Raw genomic sequence first — 17947 nt, forward strand, 5'->3', positions numbered from 1 at the left:
AGGTGGACGTGTGATTGACTCCTGGTCAACAAATCGCACACGAGGGGGATATGCGTGAGCAGGAAGAGCTACCCTTCTTTCCGATCCGTGCTGGCCGCCGAGAGAATTGCGCGGGTGGCCGGGGCGCACGATGCCCTGGGGGCCGTCCTCGCCCAGGAGGCGGGCTTCCAGGCGGTCTGGTCGTCGAGCTTCGAGGTGTCCGCGGCACGCTGCCTGCCGGACGCCAGCATCCTCACGGCGACGGAGTACCTGGAAGCCGCCGTCCACATGCAGAAGGCCCTGCGGATCCCGGTCGTGGCGGACTGCGACACGGGCTACGGCGGCAACATGAACGTCGCGCACACGGTGCACGAGTTCGAGGACGCCGGGATCACCGCGATCTGCATCGAGGACAAGCTGTTCCCGAAGATGAACAGCTTCGTCGGCGAGGGCCAGGACCTCCTGGACACCGAGTCGTTCGCCCGGAAGGTGGCAACGGCGAAGAACGCGCAGTCCACCGACGACTTCTTCGTCATCGCCCGCACCGAGGCCCTGATCGCCGGGCTCGGCGTGGACGAGGCCCTGGCCCGCTGCGCCGCCTACGCCGACGCCGGGGCGGACGCCGTCCTCGTGCACTCCAAGCAGAAGACCAACGGGCAGGTCCTCGCCTTCCTCGACGCGTGGCAGGACCGGCTCCCGGTCGTGGTCGTCCCCACCACCTACCCGGACTGGCACATCGACGCGGCGACCGCGGCCGGCGTCTCCGTCGTGATCTACGCCAACCAGGGCCTGCGGGCGACGGTCTCCTCACTGCGGACGATCTTCCGCTCGATCTACCAGAACGGCGGCACGACCGCGCTGGAGGACAGCATCGCCTCCGTCGGCGACATCTTCGCACTCCAGCAGCTCGCCGACTGGCAGAAGCTCGACGCATAACCCGCGGTACGACCGGCCGGACGACCGGCCGGAAAGCCGGGACCGCCACCGACCGGAAAGCCGGTCGTACCACCGCCCGGACCGGACCTCGGGAATCCGGTCCACCGGAAACAGAAGACGCCTGCCGAAACGGGGTCCGGAGAGTCATCATGCCTGAAACAGAATTCGATGAGCAGGCGGCGAAATTCTCCGCCGACAATCCGGGGAGGCACCCGGCCGGGAATCCCGGGGCCTCTTTCGACGACGACCTCCCCCTCGTTCCGGTGCCTTCCGTCAGCCGGTTGTTCAGCGCCGCCGTCGAGGCGCACGGTGCACGGCCGGCGCTCCTCTCCCCCTACGGCGACCTCTCCTACCGCGGCCTCGACGACAGGGTCTCCGCCCTCGCGGACGCGCTGTCCGCAGGCCCTGTCCGCACCGGCGACGTGGTCGCGGTGGAGCAGTCCCCGCACCCGGACTCGGTCGCCGCGCTCCTCGCCGTCCTGCGCACGGGCGGTGTCGTCCTCCCGCTGGATCCGCTGCTGCCCGACGCACGAAGGGCCGCGGTCCTGGAGGCCGGCCGCGCCGCCGGGCTCGTCACGGCGGAGGGGGTGACGCAGCCGCTCCCGTACGCCGCTCCGCCGGGGGAGACCGCGGACGCCACCGGTCGGGGCGACGCGGCCTACGTGACCTTCACCTCCGGCAGCACCGGCACGCCCAGGGGGATCCTGGGCCGGGGCGCCGGGTTGGCGCACTTCGTGCAGTGGCAGCGGGACACGTTCGGCATAGGGCCGGGCGACCGGGTCGGACAACTGACCAGCTGGGCGTTCGACGTGGCCCTGCGCGACATCCTGACGCCGCTGGTCAGCGGCGCGGCGCTCTGCCTGCCCGAGTCCCGCTCGCTGGACCCCGACCGCGTGCGGGAGTTCCTGTCCCGGCGCGCGGTCACCGTCCTGCACACCGTGCCCTCGCTCGCCCGCCGCTGGCTCGCCGCCCCGAACGCCGCCGGCCGTAACGCCGACGGCCCTAAACCGACCGACCGGGGCGCCGCCGGCCCGGCACCGACCGGTCTGCGGCTGACCTTCTTCGCCGGTGAGCAGCTCCACGGCGAACTCGTGCGCGAGTGGCGGGCGCAGCTCGCCCCGCGCGGCCGCGTCGTCAACCTGTACGGGCCGAGCGAGACGACCCTGGCCAAGTTCTGGTACGAGGTGCCGGCCGAACCGGCCCCCGGGCCGCAGCCCGTGGGCCGGGCCCTGCCCGGTACCCGGGCCGCGCTCTCCCCCGGCGGCGAGGTCGTGATCCGCACGCCCTACCGGTCGTACGGCTACCTCGACGGGACGGAGGCCTTCCGCCCCCGCCGGCCCGGAGACCCGGACGACCTGCTCCACCCGACCGGTGATCTGGGCCGCTTCGACGAGGACGGCACGCTGCACCTGCTCGGCCGGATCGACGACCAGGTCAAGGTCCGCGGGGTGCGGATCGCGCTGCGCGAGGTGGAACGCGTCCTCGAATCCGTGCCGGGCGTGCTCCAGGCGGGCGTGGTGGGTGTCCGGGACGATCGCGGCGGCCTGCTGCTCGTCGGCCACGTACAGGTGGGTGCGCCCGGGGACGGGGCGGACGGGGGCCCGGCCGCGCCCGTCACCCGCGACGCGTTGCGCCGGGCGGTCGGCGGGCGGCTGCCCGCCGCGGCCGTCCCGGCCGTGCTCAACCTGGTGACCGACGGCCTGCCGCTGCTGCCGAGCGGAAAGCTCGACCGCGTCCGGTTGCGCGCACTGACCGGTGTGCCGTCCTGCGCCGCGTCGCGGGCCCGGGCCGGCGGATCGACCGACCGCGTCACGGAGGTGTGCGAGCACGTGCTCGGGTTCTCCCCGCTCGCCCCCGACGACGACCTCTTCGAACGCGGGGCCGACTCGCTCCTCGCGCTGGAGATCGCCGCCCGGCTGGAGGACGTGCTCGGGAGTCCCGTCCCACCGGGGCTGCTCTTCGAGGCGCCCACCATCGCCGAGATCACCGAGCGGCTGGCGGTTCCCTCGCCCGCCCGGTCCGCGGGGGCGCCGTGACCGTCCACGAAGGCATCGTGCGGGCGCACTGGAACCACCGTCACCGGCTGCGGCAGAGCGCCGCCGAGGCCGCGCGCGGAGTGTTCAATCCCCACCACTCGGTCCGGGCGTTCCGGATCACCGGCCCTCTCGACCTGACCGCGCTGGACCGCGCGTGGCGGGGGCTCCAGCGGCGCCACCCCGTCCTGCTCACCTCCTTCGGCCCGCACCACGGCCGGGACGGGGGCGACGGCCTGTGGCGGCTCACCGGCGCCGAACCGGCCGGCCTGACCAGGCTGTCCGCCCCGGGCGGCGAGGCCGGACCAGCACTGCGCCGCGCGGCCGCCGAGCCGTTCGACGTCGCGAACGGCCCGCTGGCCCGCCTGATCACCGTGCGCGTCGAGGGTGGCGAGGGTGAGAGGAGTGGCGAGCCCGCGGCCCCGACACCGGAAAGCCTGGTGGCCCTCGTCGTGGAACACCTCGTCACCGACGGCTGGTCCGCAGGCGTCCTCCTGCGCGACCTGCGGGCGCTGTACGCCGCCGAGGTCGGCGCCCCCGACGGCCCCCTTCCGGTGGTCGAGCAGGACTTCGCGGAGTTCACCGCACGTCAGCACGCCTACCTGGACTCCCCCGCCGGGCAACGGCTGCGCGGCCTGCTCGCCGGGCGGCCGGCCGGCGGCAGCCCCGTACCGGACACTCCCCTCAAGGGCTTCACCGGCCGCCTCCCGGTCCGGCACGAGCGCAACCGCTGGCTCGACCGCACCCTCGACGCGGCCGACTACGACCGGCTGCTGCCGCTCGCCCGGGCCACCCGCACCACCCGGTTCACCCTCGTCCTGGCAGCCGTCCACGCCGCGCTGGCCGACCTCTCCGGACGGCGGGAGGTGGCCACCACCATGACGGTCGCCAACCGCGCGCACCCGTCGCTGCGGCACAGCGTCGGCTGGTTCGCGAGCAAGGTGGTCGTGGCGAGCGAGCCGGGCGGCTGGAGCGATCCGCTGCGTCACCTCGACGCCCTGCGGGCGGCCGTGGCGGCGGGCCTGGACGCGAGCCGGGTCCCCTGGCCCGCACAGATCCACGACCACCGCCCGGAGCTGTTCGGCACGCAGGCCGCCACGCCCTTCCTCTCCTTCAACGCGCAGCCCGAACGCATGCGCGAGGGCCACGGCGACCTCTTCGCGGGGGCACGGGCCGATCCCGTGCCGCTCCGGCTGGGCTGGCAGGACGCCGCGCTCGCCACGCAGTGGCAGGAACGCGGGCCGCAGGGCCTGGGGATGGCGGTCAACTACAAGACGGACTGGTACACCGGGACGGATGTCGCCGCCCTGTGGGACGCGGTGACCGGCCACCTGGAACGGCTGGCCCGGATCCCCGTGCCGAGCGGAAGGGCGGGGCGCACGTGAGCCGGCCGGACACGAAGGCCGGTGGCAGCGGTACCGGCGAGGCGGTGCCCGGGGTACCGGCCGGGCTGCGCCACGCGGTCGGCACCGGGGTCTTCCTGCTCGCGCTCAACTCGTCGATGATCGCCGTGGCGCTGCCCGCCCTGGGTGACGAGTTCGGCACCGGCACCGGGCTGTCCTGGCTGGTCTCCGGTCTGTACGTGGCCACGGCGGTCGGTGCCCCGACCGCCGGGCGGCTGACCGACCTGTACGGTCCCCGGCGGGTCTACCTCGGCGGCCTGCTGCTGGTGGTCCTCGGCTCGGTGGCGGGCACCCTGGCGCCGGGGCTCGGCGCCCTGACGGTGAGCCGCATCGTCATCGGGCTGGGAGGCTCGGCGCAGTACCCCGCCGCCGTGGCGATCATCCGCGGCTCCACCGCGGCGAGCGGGGGCACCCCGACGAAGGCGCTGGCGACGCTGTCCATGGCGGGCCAGACGGCCGTGTCACTGGGACCGCCGATCGGCGGGCTTCTGGTGAGCGGGTTCGGCTGGCAGGCGATCTTCCTGGTGAACGTGCCGCTGGCGCTGCTGGCCTGCTGGTGGGTGCGGCGCACCGTCCCCGCGGATGCCGTGCCGGCGGTCGGCCGGGCCGGACTGCTGCGGGCCCTCGACCTGCCGGGCCTGCTGACCTTCGTGGGCGTGGTCGTCGCCCTGATGGTCTTCCTGCTCTCGTTCGAGTCCCGGCCCGCCGGGTGGCTCCTCGCGGTGGCCGCCGTCCTCCTCGCCGCCCACGTGCTGTGGGAGCTGCGGGCGCCGACCCCGTTCATCGACGTACGGCTGCTGGCGCGCAACCGGGCGCTCAGCTTCACCTACGCCCGGACGCTGGTCACGTACACCGCGTTCTACCTGGTCTTCTACGGATTCCCCCAGTGGCTCCAGGAGAGTCGGCACCTCTCCCCCGCGGTCACCGGCCTGGTGGTGTTCCCGGTCGCGGCGCTGGGCTTCGTCAGCACCGGCCTGGGGGCGAGGGTCCAGCAGCGGCACGGCGTACTCGTCCCGCTGCTGATCGGCAACACCGCGCTGGCGGGCGTCGGCCTGCTGCTGTGGACGTCCGTGGACACCGGTACCGCGGTGTGGGCGCTGCTCCTCGTCAGCGCCCTGCTCGGGCTGCCCAACGGCTTCAACAGCATCGGCAACCAGTCCGCGATGCTCGCGGCGGCCGAGGCGGACCGGGTCGGCGTCGCCTCGGGCCTCTACCGGACGTGTCAGTACGTGGCCGCGGCGCTGGCGGCCGTCCTCCTTCAGCTCCTGCCCGCGGGGGCCGGTGCGTCCGGCGTCGTCCACGCTCTGGGCCTGGTCGTCGCGGGCTGCGGCGCGGCGCTGCTCCTGACGGCGGCGGCCAACCCGTCCCTGCGCAGGGCGGCCGGCCCGGGCGGCCGCTGAGCGGCCCGCGCCCACGATCCACCGTTCCCACTCCTGCCCGGCGCGTCCCGCCGGGTCCGTCCCGCCCATCCTTCTCCCAGGAGGTACCCGATGTCCCTTCCTGCACCCTCGGCCCCGGTCGACCGCCTCGTCCTGCTCAACCCCGGCCCGGTGAACGTCCACGACGAGGTCAGGACCGCTATCGCCGCACCCGACAGCTGCCACCGCGAGCCGGAGGCCGCGGCACTGATCAACCGGGTCCGGGTGAAGGCGGCCAGGATCGGCGGCGGGGACGAGACCCACACGTCCGTGCTGCTGGCCGGATCCGGCACCGCCGCGCTGGAGGCGGTGTTCTCCTCCGTCGTCCCGGCGGACGGACGCATCCTGATCCTGGACAACGGCCACTACGGCGACCGTCTGCACCGCATCGTCAGCGTCCACGACGTGCCGCGCCGGCACCTGGAGTTCGGCTGGACGAACCCGATCGATCCCGCCGAGGTCGACCGCGTGCTGGCCGCGGACCCGTCCCTGACCCACGTCGGGCTGGTCCACCACGAGACCAGTACCGGCCAGCTCAACCCGCTGCGCGAGATCGGCGAGGTCGTCGCCCGGCACGGCCGGCAGCTGGCGGTGGACGCCATCAGCAGTCTGGGCTCGGAGCCGGTCGACATCCGTGCGGACCACGTCGACTGGCTCGTCGGCACCGCGAACAAGTGCCTGGAGGGCCTGCCGGGTGTCAGCTTCGTCACCGCGCCCCGGCACCGTCTGGACGCCCTGGAGACCGTCCCGGCCCGCACCTTCTACCTGGACCTCTACGGCCACTACATCTCCCAGGACCGCAGGAACGCACCGCTGTTCACCCCTGCCCTCCAGGTGCTCAACTCCTTCGAGAAGGCGCTGGACCTCGCGCTCGCCGAGGGCACGGCGGCCCGCGGCGAGCGCTACGCCGCCCTGGCCGGACGCATCCGCACCGGCCTCGCCGAACGCGGCGCCCGGTTCCTCCTCCCGCCCGGCCACCGGGCCAACTCGGTGACCAACGTCCACCTCCCGGAGGGCATCGGCTACGACGAGCTGCACGACGGGCTCAAGGCCGAGGGCTACGTGGTCTACTCCACCCAGGAGCAGCTGGCGGGAGTCTTCCGGGTCGCCAACATGGGGCAGCTGACGGAGGGCGACATCGACGGGTTCCTCGCCGCCTACGACCGCGTGATCGCCAAGCACGTGGAGGCGGCCGCATGACCACCACGGCCGACACCACCACGGCAGGCGCCGCCGCGGCCGACACCGCCACGGCAGGCACCGCCACGGCCGACACCGCCACGGCCGGCCCGCGGGTGAGCCTCGCCCTGGTCGGGGGCGGGCCGAGCAGCACCTACGTGCTGGACCGGCTCGCCGCCACCGCGCACGCGGCCGACGGGCCGCTGGCGCTCGACGTCCACGTCTTCGACCGCTCGGGGCAGTTCGGGGCCGGGCAGGTGCACAGCCCGGACCAGCCGGTCACCAGCTTCCTCAACCGGATCGTGGGCCAGGTCGCGTTCGCGGCCGACGAGTCCGTCGCGGACGCCGGCCCCCTGCTCGACCCGGCCGACCGGCCCACCCTGCTGGAGTGGTGCCGGGCCCGGTTCCTGGAGACCGGCGACCCGGTCTACGACCTGTCCGCCGAGGACTGGCCGAAACGGTACGTCCACGGCGAGGCACTGCGCGACCGCTTCGAGCGTTACGTGGCCCTGCTGCGCGAGCGCCGGGGCGTGCGCGTCCACCTCCACCGGTCCGAGGTGGTGGACCTGGTGGAGCGCGGGGACGGCCGCCTGGAGGTCGTGACGGCCGGCGCCGGCGAGGGCGGACCGGCCGGCGAGGACGGACCGGTCCTCGCCGACCACGTCCTGATGCTCACCGGGCACTCCTCCAACGACCCGCTGGCCTCCGCCGCCCGCCGCGGATGGATCCGCTTCGCCGCACGCCACAGCGCCGCCTTCGTCCCCTCGGCCTACCCGCTGGAGAACGCCTTCGGCCCGGACATCGCCGGCCCCGGGACGACGGTCGGCTGCCTGGGGATGGGCCTGACCGCGATCGACGTCGTCCTGCACCTCACCGAGGGTCGCGGCGGACGCTTCGCACCGCGCCCCGACGGCTCGCTGGAGTACCTGCCCTCCGGTGCGGAGCCGGCCTCGGTGGCCGTGTTCAGCCGGTCCGGCCTCTTCACCTTCGCCCGCCCCTACAACGGCAAGGAGCGCGATCCCGAACGGCTCGAACACCGGGGCGTGTTCCTCACCGAGCGGGCCGTCGAGCGGCTGCGCGCCTCCGCCGGCCGGCCGGCCCGGGTGAGCGGGCGCGTCCGCTCCCAGCTCGACTTCCGCAGGCACCTGCTGCCGCTGGTGATCCTGGAGATGGCGCACCTCTACTACACGACGTTCTTCGGGCAGGAGTACGGCCGCCACCTGGAGCACGCGGCGCGGCCGCAGTACGAGTCCTTCCTCGCCGACGGCGGTGCCGGCGCCGGCACCGAGGCCTCGGTGGCCCGCCTGCTCGCCCCGCTGGAGGAACAGGTGGACCGCACGGCAGCCGCAGTGGATGCCGTCCTCGCGGGCGGGGCCGGCCCCGGGGCCACCGACGGAGAGGCGGCGGCGTCCGCGCGGGCGGTGCTGCCCCGCTACCTGCGGGTGGTGTTCGGGCCGGAGCGCGGCGCGGAGCTGGCGGACCTGCTGGACGGGGGCCGGGCGGAGTTCGCGGCCGCGGTGGCCGCGTCCGAGTCGCCGTACCGGCACGGCCGTACCGCCGCGGAGAACCGCTTCTCCTGGCGGGACACCGTCGAGCCCCTCCCCCGCGGGGCGCACACCACGCCGCAGGCGTACCGGGAGGCGGTCCTGGACTTCTTCGACCTGGACCACCGCTGGGCCGCGCAGGACAACCTGTGGAACCCGGCCAAGGCCGCGGCCGACGGTGTCTGGCGGGACCTCCGGGACGTGCTCGCCGCCGCCCTGGACTTCGGCGGGCTGCACGCCTCCTCGCACCGGGACTTCCTCGACGTCTTCATGCGCCACCACAACCGGCTCTGCAACGGGGCGGCGCTGGAGGTCATGGAGAAGATCCGCGCCCTCGTCCGGCAGGGCCTGGTGGACGTCTCCGCGGGCCCCGACGCCGAGGTGCACGGCGACGAGGGCACCGGCCGCTTCCGCGTCCGCGGTCCAATCACCGGCGCCGACATCCCCCTTCACGTCCTGGTCGACTCGCGGGTCCACCCGTTCGACGCCGAGCACGACGTCCTGCCGCTCTACCCGAACCTGCTGCGCCGCGGGCTCGTCCGCATCTGGCGCAACCCCGGCATCGGGGAGCCCGACTTCGTCCCCGGCGGCCTCGACCTCACCGACGACTTCCACCCCGTCCGCGCCGACGGCAGCACCGACCGGCGGCTCACGCTGCTCGGGCCGCCGAGCGAAGGCGTGATGTTCTTTCAGCTGGGCGCACTCCGCCCGAACCAGAACCACCACGTCATGCAGGACATCCTCTGCTGGCTCAGGGAGTTCTGGCCGCGGGCGGCCGCGGCGCCGGCGGCGGTCTGATCAGGGCACCCGCCCCGCCGCGCCGCGCAGCCGCACGGCCACCCGGCCGCACCGAAGCAGCGCCGAAGCACCGCAGCACCGCAGCACCGCTCCCAGACGTCGAGACGAGGCACCGTGACATCCAGTACGACACCCCGCACGCCGGCCGCCGACACCCTCACCGGGGACACCGGCCTCCACCTGCCCGAGTTCGACGCACCCCCCGAGGAGCCCCTGGGGCTGGTGCGGGCCTGGCTGGAGGGGGCGCGGGAGCGGGGGGTGCGCGAGCCGAACGCGGCCGTCATCGCCACCGCCGACGCCTCCGGGCGGCCCTCCACCCGGGTCGTCTCGATCAAGGAGGCCGACGGGAGAGGGCTGGTCTTCACCAGCTTCCGCGGCAGCCGCAAGGGCCGGGAGCTGACGGAGCGGCCGTGGGCATCGGTGACGTTCTACTGGCGCGAGACGCTCCAGCAGCTCACCGTCGCCGGGGGCGTGGAACTGCTCCGCGCCGAGGAGTCGGACCGACTGTTCGCGGAGCGGCCACGGGCCGCCCGGGCCACCACCGCGGTGTCCCGGCAGAGCCGCACTCTGGACGACGAGGCGGAGCTGCGCGAACGGGCACGCCGGCTGGCGGACGGCGAGGCCCCGTTGGAACGCCCCGCGGAGTGGACGGGCTACCGGCTGCTCCCCGAGCGCGTCGAGTTCTGGTACGGCAGCCCGGACCGCCTGCACCGGCGGCTGCAGTACGAGCGTGCGGCGCCCGGCACGGCCGCCTGGAGCCACCGGCGGCTCCAGCCCTGACGCACCCCGCCGGCGCATCCCTCCGAAGCCCCCCACCAACGCACCCCCGCAGACGCGCCACCGATTTCCCACCGACGCGCCATCGAGGAGGAGAACCATGCCCGAAGGGCGAACCCGTGTCGTCGTGCTCGATCCCCTGCATCCCGACGCGGTCACCGAGTTGAGCCGCGAGCACGACGTCGTGGTCCGGCTGCGGCCGGGCGAGGACGAGCTGGCCGTGCTGGTGGCGGACGCCGACGCCCTCGTCGTGCGCAGCGGAGTGCGGATCACTGCCCGGGAGGTGGAACAGGCCAAGCGGCTCCGCGTGGTGGCCCGGGCCGGCACGGGCACCGACAACATCGACCTCGCGGCCTGCCGCAGCGCCGGGGTGCAGGTGTTCAACATCCCCGGGGCCTCGGCGGGCGCGGTGGCGGAGCTGGCACTCGGCCTGATCCTCGCGGTGACCCGCAGGATCGTCCGCGCGGACCGCCGGATCCGCGGGGGCACCTGGGACAAGACCGGCTCCGCGGGCCCCGAGCTGGCCGGTCGTACGCTCGGTGTGGTCGGGCTGGGTCGCATCGGTTCCCGGCTCGCCGATCTCGGCCGGGCCGTCGGGATGCACGTCGTCGCATCGGTGGCCCAGCCCTCCCCGCAGCGCGACGCGCAGCTGCGCGGGCGCGGCGTCACCAGACTGCCGCTCGCCGAACTGCTGTCCACCGCCGACGTGGTCTGCCTGGCGGTGCCCCTCACCGAGGGCACCAGGGGCCTGCTGGGCCCCGCCGAGCTGGCCCTGATGCGCCCGGACGCCTATCTGGTGAACGTCTCCCGGGGCGGTGTGGTCGACGAGGGGGCGCTCCACGACGCGCTGCTCCGCGGCAGGCTCGCCGGCGCCGCGCTGGACGTCCACGCGGTCGAACGCGGGGTGCCCGCGCTGGCCGCCCTGGACAACGTCGTCCTCACCCCGCACATCGGCGCCACGACGACCGACGCCCAGCTCCGGGTGGGCCGGATCCTGGTGACCGAACTGCGCAGAGCCCTGGCCGGCGGGTCGGCGGCGGGGAGGGTGGTGTGAGCGCCGTCGTCCTCACCGGGATCCGGGAGCTGGAGCGCCGCGACGCCCGCCCGCCCGAACCCGGCCCCGGTGAGCTGCTGGTCCGCGTCGCCGCGACCGGCATCTGCGGCTCCGACCTGTCCGCCTACCGGGGCACCCACCCCTACAAGACCGCCCCGGCGGTGCTCGGGCACGAGTTCTCCGGGACGGTCGAGCACGTCGGCACCGGCGTCACCGGCTTCACCGTCGGCGACCTCGTCTGTTCCGCCGCCTTCTCGCACTGCGAGGACTGCGAGGCGTGCCGCAGCGGTGCCGTCAACCTGTGCGGGCGGAAGCTGAACCTCAGCCACCTCGGCTGGGACGGCTCGTTCGCCCGCCACGTCCTGCTGCGGCCCAACATGACGCACCGGCTGCCGCCCGGTCTGCACCCGGTGGCCGGGGCGCTGGTGGAGCCCCTCTCGATCGGCCTGCACGCCGTCCGCACCGCCCGCCGGGACGGCGGCGTGCTCGTCCTGGGGTCCGGGACGGTCGGCCTGGGCTGCGCGGTGGCGGCGCGCCGGCTGGGCCGCACGCCGGTGGTCTGCGTCGACCTCGGCTCCCGCAAGGGGGAGCTGGCGCGCGCGGCCGGGGCCGACGGGTACGTCGACGCCGCTGCCGGGGACCCTGTGCCGGAGGCGCTGGCCGCCCTCGGCGGGCGCCCCGCCGGCACCGTGGTGGTCGCGGCGGGCTACCCGGGCGTCCTGGACCAGGCGGTGCGCGCGGTGCGGCCGGGCGGCGAGGTGGTGGTCGTGAGCTACTTCGAGGACCGGCCGCGGGTCGACCTCAACACGCTGGTCGGGCGGGAGATCACCGTACGGTCCTCCGCCCTCTCCACTCCCCGGGACTTCGCCGAGGTCATCGGCTGGCTCGCGGACGGCGGCCTGGATCCGCTGCCGCTGGTCACCCATCACTTTCCGCTGGAGCGGGCGGCCGAGGCACTGCGGCTGATGGACCGGGCCGACACACCGACAGGGAAGATCATGCTCCATGTGACGACGGATCCCTCCGAGTTCGAGAGCGGGTGGTCGGCGTGACCGGCCGGGCAGGCATACACGTGGCGGTGGTCGGGGGGTCCGGGCACACCGGCGGGGAGGCGTGCCGGCTGCTGCTGAACCACCCCGGCGTGGCCCGGATCGTCCCGACCTCCCGTTCCGCGGAGCCGTTCGAACGGCTCCACCCCAACCTGCTGGGCAGCGGCCTCGACTTCGTCCCGGTGGAGGACGTGGTGGCGGCCGCGGCGGAGTTCGACGCCGTGCTGCTCTGCACGCCCTCCGGGGAGGCGATGCGACTGGCCCCCGCGCTCCTCGACGCCGGCACCCGGGTGGTGGACCTGAGCGCCGACTTCCGCTTCGCCGACCCGGAGCGCTACCGGGCGGCGCACGGCCGCGAGCACACCGCCCCCGAACTGCTCGGCGAGGCGGTCTACGGCGCCACCGAGTTCCACCGCGACCGCATCCGCGAGGCCCGTCTGATCGCCAACCCCGGGTGCTACGCCATCACCGCGCTGATCGGCCTCGCCCCGCTCGTCCGGGCCGGTCTCGCGAGCCCCGGCATCCCCTTGCACATCGCCGCCGTCAACGGGACCACGGGCGCGGGGACGACACCGCGCACCGACGTCCTGCACGCCGAGGTGATCGGCTCGCTGCTGCCGTACAGCCTGCGCGGCCACCGCCACGCACCCGAACTGGAGGACCAGTTCGCCCGCCTGGCCGGCGCGCCGGTGACGGTCGACCTCAGCACCGCACACGGCGACTTCGCCCGCGGCATCCACATCCAGGCGAGCGTGCTCGTCCGGCCGGAGCTGCGCGACGGCCTGACCCGCGAGTCGCTGCTCGCCCGCTACCTGGACTTCTACGGCGAGGGCGACCGGGGCGAGTACTTCGTGCGGGTCAACCACCAGCCGTCCCTCGGCGGGCCGACCGACAAGGACTACGGCCGCTTCCCGCACCTGGCGGCGGTGGCCGGCTCGAACTTCGTCCACATCGGCCTCGACTACGACGCCCGGCTCGGCATCGCCCGGGTGGTGGCGGTCAGCGACAACCTCGTGAAGGGCGCGGCCGGGTCGGCCGTGCAGAACCTCAACCTGGCGCTCGGCCTGCCCGAGGCGGAGGGGCTGCGCAGCTATGGCCTCTGACCCGCTCGCCGGGATCCCGCTGCTCGCCGACCGGCCGGTGGCCCGCGGCGAGCGCTGGATCTTCTCGGCCGGGTTCAACGTGCCCCGCTCGCTGTCGGGCACGGCGCGCATCGACAGCGAGGTGGCCGACCTCGCCCGGCTCTCCGACGCCGGCGCCCGGGTCTGCGTCCTGTCCCACCAGGGCAGCCACCGGGACGGCACGGCCGAGCACCTTCCGCACATCGCCGCGTACCTGAGCCGGGTACTGGCACGGCCGGTGCGCTACCACCCGCAGAACGCGTCCGACGACGCCACCCGCACGGCCGCACGCATGCGGGACGGGGAGATCGTCCTCTTCGGCAACACCCGCCTGCACGCCGGGGAGGAGGCGGGCAGTGCGGAGCTTGCCGGGCGGTTCTCGCTGCTGGGCGATCTGGTGGCGGTCGGCGGCTTCTCCAAGGCGCACCGGGCACACGCCTCCAACACCGGGCTGCTCGACCACCTGCCGGGCTGGGCGGCCGGGTCGCTCGCCGCCGAGGTGCGGTTCCTCGCGCCGTGGGCGGCCGGACCGGCCGCCCCGCCGGGCGGGGCGGCCGTCCTCGGCGGACGCAAACCCGAGAAGACCCTGGTGGGGCTCGCCGGCCTGGCGGGCCGCCACGACCTCCTCGTCCCCGCCGGCGTCGTCCTGAACACGGTGCTGCGGGCACGCGGGAACGACGTCGGGGCCTCCGACCTCGGGGAGCGGCCGCGGGAATGCGCCGAGGCGGCCCGGGCCGTCCTCGCCGCCCCCGGCAGGACCAGGATCCACCTGCCCACCACCGTGCTCACCGCGCCGGCCGACCGGATCGCCACCGTGCCCGCCACCGCGGTGGAGATCGCGCGCGGAGTACCCCCGGGCCACGCCATCGTCGACTTCGTCGTCGAGCCCTGGGCACTGCGGCTCCTGGCCCGCGCCCCCCGGGCCCTGCTCGCCGGGACGCCGTCGCGCTACCTCGCCGGCCACACGACCGCCTCCGACGCCGTCCTGCGCTCGCTGTCCGCCGTGCCGCCCGGCAGCGCCCTGCTCCTCGGCGGCGACACCACGGCCGAGCTCACCTGGACGGGTCCGGCCTCCACCGGCGGCGGCTCCGCCCTCCAGTTCCTCGTCGAAGGCACCTCCTCGGTGCTGGAGGCGCTGCGTTCCAGCACCGCCGGGAGCCGGACGGGCTCCCGCTCCCCCCGGCCCCGGAGGAATGACGCATGACCACGCCCGACGAGGCCCGCGACCTGACCCGCGACCTCCCCGTACCCACCCGCGTCGTGTTCGGCGCCGGCACCACGGACCGCGTCGGCGAACTGGTGCGCCGGCACGGCGTCCGGGCCCTCGTCGTCACCGGGCGCACCGCCGCCCGCCGACACGGCCATCTCGACCGCGTCCTCGCCTCCCTGGCCGGCGCTGGGGTGAAGGCGACGGTCCACGACCGGATCTCGGCCAACCCGCGCTCCGACGAGGTGGACGAGGCCGCCGTCCTCGCCCGCTCGGCCGGCAGCGACGTCGTCGTCGGCCTCGGCGGCGGCAGCGCGCTCGACGCCGCCAAGGCGGTGGCCGTGGCGGCCGGACGGGAAGGCACCGTGCGCGACGTCATCGGCACCACGCTCGCCCCCGGTGCCCCCGTCCTGCCACTGGTCGCCGTCCCCACCACCGCCGGCAGCGGATCCGAGGTCACCAAGGGCGCCATCATCACCGACACCGTCCGGCGCTTCCGCTCCGGCATCCGCGGTGACGCGCTGTTCCCGCGGACCGCGGTCGTCGACCCCGACCTGATCGCCACCGTCCCGCCCGCCGTCCTCGCCGAGACGGCCTTCGACGCCTTCGCCCACGCGGTGGAGGGCTCCGTCGCCGCCCTGGCCACACCGGCCGGCCGGGCCCGCGCACACCGGGCGATCAGGCTGATCACCACCCATCTGCCCCCGCTGCTCCGCGGTGACCCGGACCCGGCCCACCGGACGGCGCTCGCACTCGCCGCGCTGCTCGGCGGCGTCAACGTCGCCACCGCCAGCACCTGCCTGCCGCACCGCCTCCAGCAGGCCATGGGATCGCTGCCGGGCCTGGACATCTCGCACGGCAGGGGGCTGGCCGTCCTCTACCCCGGCTGGCTGCGCCGGACCGAAGTCCGCGCCCCCGAGGCCTTCGGCGAGCTGGCCGACGTCCTCGGCGCCGCCTCGGTGCACGAGGGAGCCGGACGACTGCTGGCAGCCACAGGGCTCACCGCGCGGCTTCGCGACTGGGGCGTCACCTCGGCGGACCTCGACACGCTGGTGGCCGGGGTCAGCGGCAACCTGGACAACGACCCCGCCGGGGCCACCGCGGACGCCGCCTACCTGCGGGCCCTCTACGCGGAGGCCCTGTAGCCGTCCCGGTGCCCCTCACGCCCGGGCCGGCCGTGCCCCGTCCGACAGCGGCACCGCCGCCGGCACCTCCCACCCCTGCGGCGCCCGCCAGTCACGCCACACCTCCCACCACCCGGCACCGCGTTCGACGAGATCCATGACCGCCGCGGCGGCGACCCCGACCGAGTCGGCCTCGGCCTCGGTGAAGCCGCCGCTGCGACGGCGCTCCTCGAAGTGGTCGACGTCCTTCCAGCGCGGGGGCGAGCCGTCCGCCGGCAGCAGCAGGTCCAACTCCTGGTCGAGCGTGTCGAAGCCCCGGTCGGTGCGGCGCATCGGCTCCTGGAAGTTGACGTACCAGTCGGTGAACTCGCCGCCGCTGCGCCGCGCCCACACCGCGTACCCGTCGCCGGGCCGCTGGAGTTGCAGCACGCCCTCGGACTGCCAGTACGGTGCGAACGCCGTCCAGGGGTGCAGCCCCCAGCGGAACTCCCCGCCGCCGAAGGTGAGGGGTGTGCCCCGGGCCAGGTACACCGCGAGGAGGTCACCGGTGTCCGCCACCACCCGCACCGGGCAGACCATCCACTCGCGTCCGTCGAGGATCTCCCGACGAACGATCACCTCGTCCACGGAGAAAGTGCGCGCCGCCATGCCCAGGACCGTAGCAGCCGGTCCGTCGCCGCAGGAGGGGGGACTGCATTGGCGAACCGTCAGATGTCTTACGGGTGACGGCGGTTGGCCGGCCGTCGACGTCGGCCGGTGGACGGGGGCGTCACCCCTCGGGCCGCCGGCGCGCGAGGTGGACGGTGAGGTCGGCGACGATCTCGACCGTCGCGGGGAGGGCCCTGCCGATCGCCTCGTAGGCCTGCTGCCGGGCCGGCTCCGGGAGTTGGAGGTACGCCGAGACGGTCGACAGGTGGCCGACGTAGTCGGCGGCGCTCATGGTCGTCCGACGCCCGATGACGTGCTGCTGCACGTCGGTGAAGTACCGGGACTGCTGCAGCTCCGTCCCCGGCCAGCGCAGCTGCGCGTCCGGCGCCGTCCCGTCGGGCGGGGGGACGTCGTCGCTCGCCAGGAACGGCGCCCGGGCAGCCCGGACGGCCTCCTCGACGGCCGGGTCGGCCGGCTGGAACGGGCCGGCGAACGAGGCGAACACACCGTCGGGCTCCAGCAGCGCGGCCACCCTCGGCCACCGCCCCTGCGGACGCGTCCAGTGCAGCGCCGCCGCCGCGTAGACCAGGTCGTACGTGTCGCCCGGCTGCACGTCCTCGAACGCGGCCCGGACGGCCCGCACGCCGGCGGGCACCGCCCTGCGCAGCTCGGCGAGCATCGCCTCGTCGGGCTCCGTCGCGGTGACCGCGACCCCGCGCCCGGCGAACAGGCGGGTGGCCTTGCCCGTCCCCGCACCGATCTCCAGGGCCGTCCGGACGGGCCGGCCCGCGTACGCCGCCACCACCTCGAAGAGTTCGTCGGGATACCCCGGACGGAACCGTTCGTAGGCCTTCGCGATCACGCCGAAACCCAGTGCACGAGCAGACATGCCGAGCATCCTGGCACGGCCCGGACCGCCGGCGCCGGGGTTTTCCGACCCGGAGGGCGGGGGCAGCGGGGTGGACGGGGTGGACGGCCCGGCCCCGTCCTGCCCGGCGCCGGGAAGGACGGGGCCGGGGCGGGGACAGGCGGACCGGTCAGCGGACGACGTCGAGGACGTTCAGCTGCAGCCCGTTGGCGTACACGGCGTGCTCGACGAGCTCCAGCTTCTGGGCGTCCTTGTCGGTGGCCGGGAAGAGGCGCTTGCCGGCGCCGAGCAGGAGCGGGAAGACGAGCAGGTGGTAACGGTCGATCAGACCGGCGTCGGCGAGGCCGTGGTTCAGCTCGGCGCTGCCGTGGACGATGATCGGGCCGCCTTCGGTCTCCTTCAGGGCGGCGACCTCGTCGAGGGAGCGCAGGATCGTGGTCTCGCCCCAGTTGGTGACGAGCGCGTCCTCGGCGAGCGTGGTGGAGACGACGTACTTGGGCATGGTGCGGTACTGGCCGAACTCGGCCATGTCCGGCCAGACGGGGCTGAACGCCTCGTAGCTGACCCGGCCCAGCAGGAGCGCGGTGGCCTCGCCCTGCTCCCGCCCCTTGATGTCGAACGCCTCGGGGAGGAAGTCGACGTCCTTGAACGTCCAGCCGGAGTTGCGGTAGCCGGGCTCGCCGCCCGGGCCCTCCACGACGCCGTCGAGCGAGATGAAGGCGGTGCTGATCAGGGTGCGCATGGTGATTTCCTCAGGTTTCTGGTGTGCGGTTCCGGTCGGCCCGCCGCCGCAGTGGCGGTGAGGTGGC

Annotated in this window: 15 protein-coding genes; 12 read left to right on the forward strand and 3 right to left on the reverse strand. The window is 74.7% G+C overall.

Annotation, left to right across the window (positions count from 1 at the left end; translation table 11 throughout):
* The first annotated feature begins 87 nt into the window (after positions 1 to 87).
* From OH807_RS01940 to OH807_RS01995, 12 genes are all read left to right on the forward strand, one after another.
* Positions 88 to 915, forward strand: a complete 828-nt coding sequence (locus OH807_RS01940; RefSeq protein ID WP_406210633.1) for an isocitrate lyase/phosphoenolpyruvate mutase family protein — start codon at positions 88 to 90, stop codon at positions 913 to 915.
* Between the two features lie 263 nt (positions 916 to 1178).
* A complete protein-coding gene (locus OH807_RS01945; RefSeq protein ID WP_406192999.1) occupies positions 1179 to 2951 on the forward strand; it encodes a non-ribosomal peptide synthetase in 1773 nt (590 codons plus the stop codon).
* Positions 2948 to 4333, forward strand: coding sequence for a condensation domain-containing protein (locus OH807_RS01950; RefSeq protein ID WP_406193002.1), 1386 nt, complete (start codon positions 2948 to 2950; stop codon positions 4331 to 4333). The genes OH807_RS01945 and OH807_RS01950 overlap by 4 nt, the downstream gene beginning before the upstream one ends.
* The gene (locus OH807_RS01955; RefSeq protein ID WP_406193005.1) at positions 4330 to 5751 is read left to right on the forward strand and encodes an MFS transporter; all 1422 of its coding nucleotides are present in this window, start codon (positions 4330 to 4332) and stop codon (positions 5749 to 5751) included. Before OH807_RS01950 ends, OH807_RS01955 begins: the two co-directional genes overlap by 4 nt.
* Before the next feature lie 90 nt (positions 5752 to 5841).
* The gene (locus OH807_RS01960; protein ID WP_406193008.1) at positions 5842 to 6969 is read left to right on the forward strand and encodes a pyridoxal-phosphate-dependent aminotransferase family protein; all 1128 of its coding nucleotides are present in this window, start codon (positions 5842 to 5844) and stop codon (positions 6967 to 6969) included.
* Complete coding sequence (locus tag OH807_RS01965; RefSeq protein WP_406193011.1) at positions 6966 to 9290, forward strand: FAD/NAD(P)-binding protein; 2325 nt, start codon at positions 6966 to 6968, stop codon at positions 9288 to 9290. Before OH807_RS01960 ends, OH807_RS01965 begins: the two co-directional genes overlap by 4 nt.
* Positions 9291 to 9404: 114 nt before the next feature.
* A complete protein-coding gene (gene phzG / locus OH807_RS01970; RefSeq protein WP_406193014.1) occupies positions 9405 to 10070 on the forward strand; it encodes a phenazine biosynthesis FMN-dependent oxidase PhzG in 666 nt (221 codons plus the stop codon).
* A gap of 97 nt (positions 10071 to 10167) precedes the next feature.
* The gene (locus OH807_RS01975) at positions 10168 to 11121 is read left to right on the forward strand and encodes a hydroxyacid dehydrogenase (RefSeq protein ID WP_406193017.1); all 954 of its coding nucleotides are present in this window, start codon (positions 10168 to 10170) and stop codon (positions 11119 to 11121) included.
* Positions 11118 to 12173 (forward strand): zinc-binding dehydrogenase, encoded by a 1056-nt coding sequence (locus tag OH807_RS01980; RefSeq protein ID WP_406193020.1) that lies wholly within the window; start codon positions 11118 to 11120, stop codon positions 12171 to 12173. The genes OH807_RS01975 and OH807_RS01980 overlap by 4 nt, the downstream gene beginning before the upstream one ends.
* 26 nt (positions 12174 to 12199) lie before the next feature.
* The gene (gene argC / locus OH807_RS01985; RefSeq protein ID WP_406193023.1) at positions 12200 to 13273 is read left to right on the forward strand and encodes an N-acetyl-gamma-glutamyl-phosphate reductase; all 1074 of its coding nucleotides are present in this window, start codon (positions 12200 to 12202) and stop codon (positions 13271 to 13273) included.
* Positions 13263 to 14495 carry a phosphoglycerate kinase gene (pgk, locus tag OH807_RS01990; protein ID WP_406193026.1) on the forward strand — a complete coding sequence of 411 codons (1233 nt, stop codon included), beginning with the start codon at positions 13263 to 13265 and terminating at the stop codon, positions 14493 to 14495. The genes argC and pgk overlap by 11 nt, the downstream gene beginning before the upstream one ends.
* Positions 14492 to 15643: an iron-containing alcohol dehydrogenase gene (locus tag OH807_RS01995; RefSeq protein WP_406193029.1), complete on the forward strand. Its 1152-nt coding sequence runs from the start codon at positions 14492 to 14494 to the stop codon at positions 15641 to 15643. Before pgk ends, OH807_RS01995 begins: the two co-directional genes overlap by 4 nt.
* Before the next feature lie 15 nt (positions 15644 to 15658).
* Here OH807_RS01995 and OH807_RS02000 read toward each other — a convergent pair whose 3' ends face one another.
* From OH807_RS02000 to OH807_RS02010, 3 genes are all read right to left on the reverse strand, one after another.
* Positions 15659 to 16270: a DUF402 domain-containing protein gene (locus tag OH807_RS02000; protein ID WP_406193032.1), complete on the reverse strand. Its 612-nt coding sequence runs from the start codon at positions 16268 to 16270 to the stop codon at positions 15659 to 15661.
* Positions 16271 to 16391: 121 nt separating this feature from the next.
* The gene (locus OH807_RS02005) at positions 16392 to 17159 is read right to left on the reverse strand and encodes a class I SAM-dependent methyltransferase (RefSeq protein ID WP_406193035.1); all 768 of its coding nucleotides are present in this window, start codon (positions 17157 to 17159) and stop codon (positions 16392 to 16394) included.
* Between the two features lie 148 nt (positions 17160 to 17307).
* Positions 17308 to 17880 (reverse strand): dihydrofolate reductase family protein, encoded by a 573-nt coding sequence (locus tag OH807_RS02010; protein ID WP_406193038.1) that lies wholly within the window; start codon positions 17878 to 17880, stop codon positions 17308 to 17310.
* Positions 17881 to 17947 lie beyond the last annotated feature (67 nt).

Origin of the sequence: Kitasatospora sp. NBC_01560 (genome assembly GCF_045208415.1) — a bacterium.
Taxonomy (GTDB): Bacteria; Actinomycetota; Actinomycetes; order Streptomycetales; family Streptomycetaceae; genus Kitasatospora.

Excerpts from the sequence above, each read along its gene's own strand:
- OH807_RS02010 (WP_406193038.1), bottom strand. The coding sequence starts at position 17,880 with ATGCGCACCCTGATCAGCACCGCCTTCATCTCGCTCGACGGCGTCGTG.
- OH807_RS01995 (WP_406193029.1), top strand. The coding sequence starts at position 14,492 with ATGACCACGCCCGACGAGGCCCGCGACCTGACCCGCGACCTCCCCGTA.
- OH807_RS02000 (WP_406193032.1), bottom strand. The coding sequence starts at position 16,270 with ATGGCGGCGCGCACTTTCTCCGTGGACGAGGTGATCGTTCGTCGGGAG.
- OH807_RS01960 (WP_406193008.1), top strand. The coding sequence starts at position 5,842 with ATGTCCCTTCCTGCACCCTCGGCCCCGGTCGACCGCCTCGTCCTGCTC.
- OH807_RS01965 (WP_406193011.1), top strand. The coding sequence starts at position 6,966 with ATGACCACCACGGCCGACACCACCACGGCAGGCGCCGCCGCGGCCGAC.
- pgk (WP_406193026.1), top strand. The coding sequence starts at position 13,263 with ATGGCCTCTGACCCGCTCGCCGGGATCCCGCTGCTCGCCGACCGGCCG.
- OH807_RS02005 (WP_406193035.1), bottom strand. The coding sequence starts at position 17,159 with ATGTCTGCTCGTGCACTGGGTTTCGGCGTGATCGCGAAGGCCTACGAA.
- OH807_RS01975 (WP_406193017.1), top strand. The coding sequence starts at position 10,168 with ATGCCCGAAGGGCGAACCCGTGTCGTCGTGCTCGATCCCCTGCATCCC.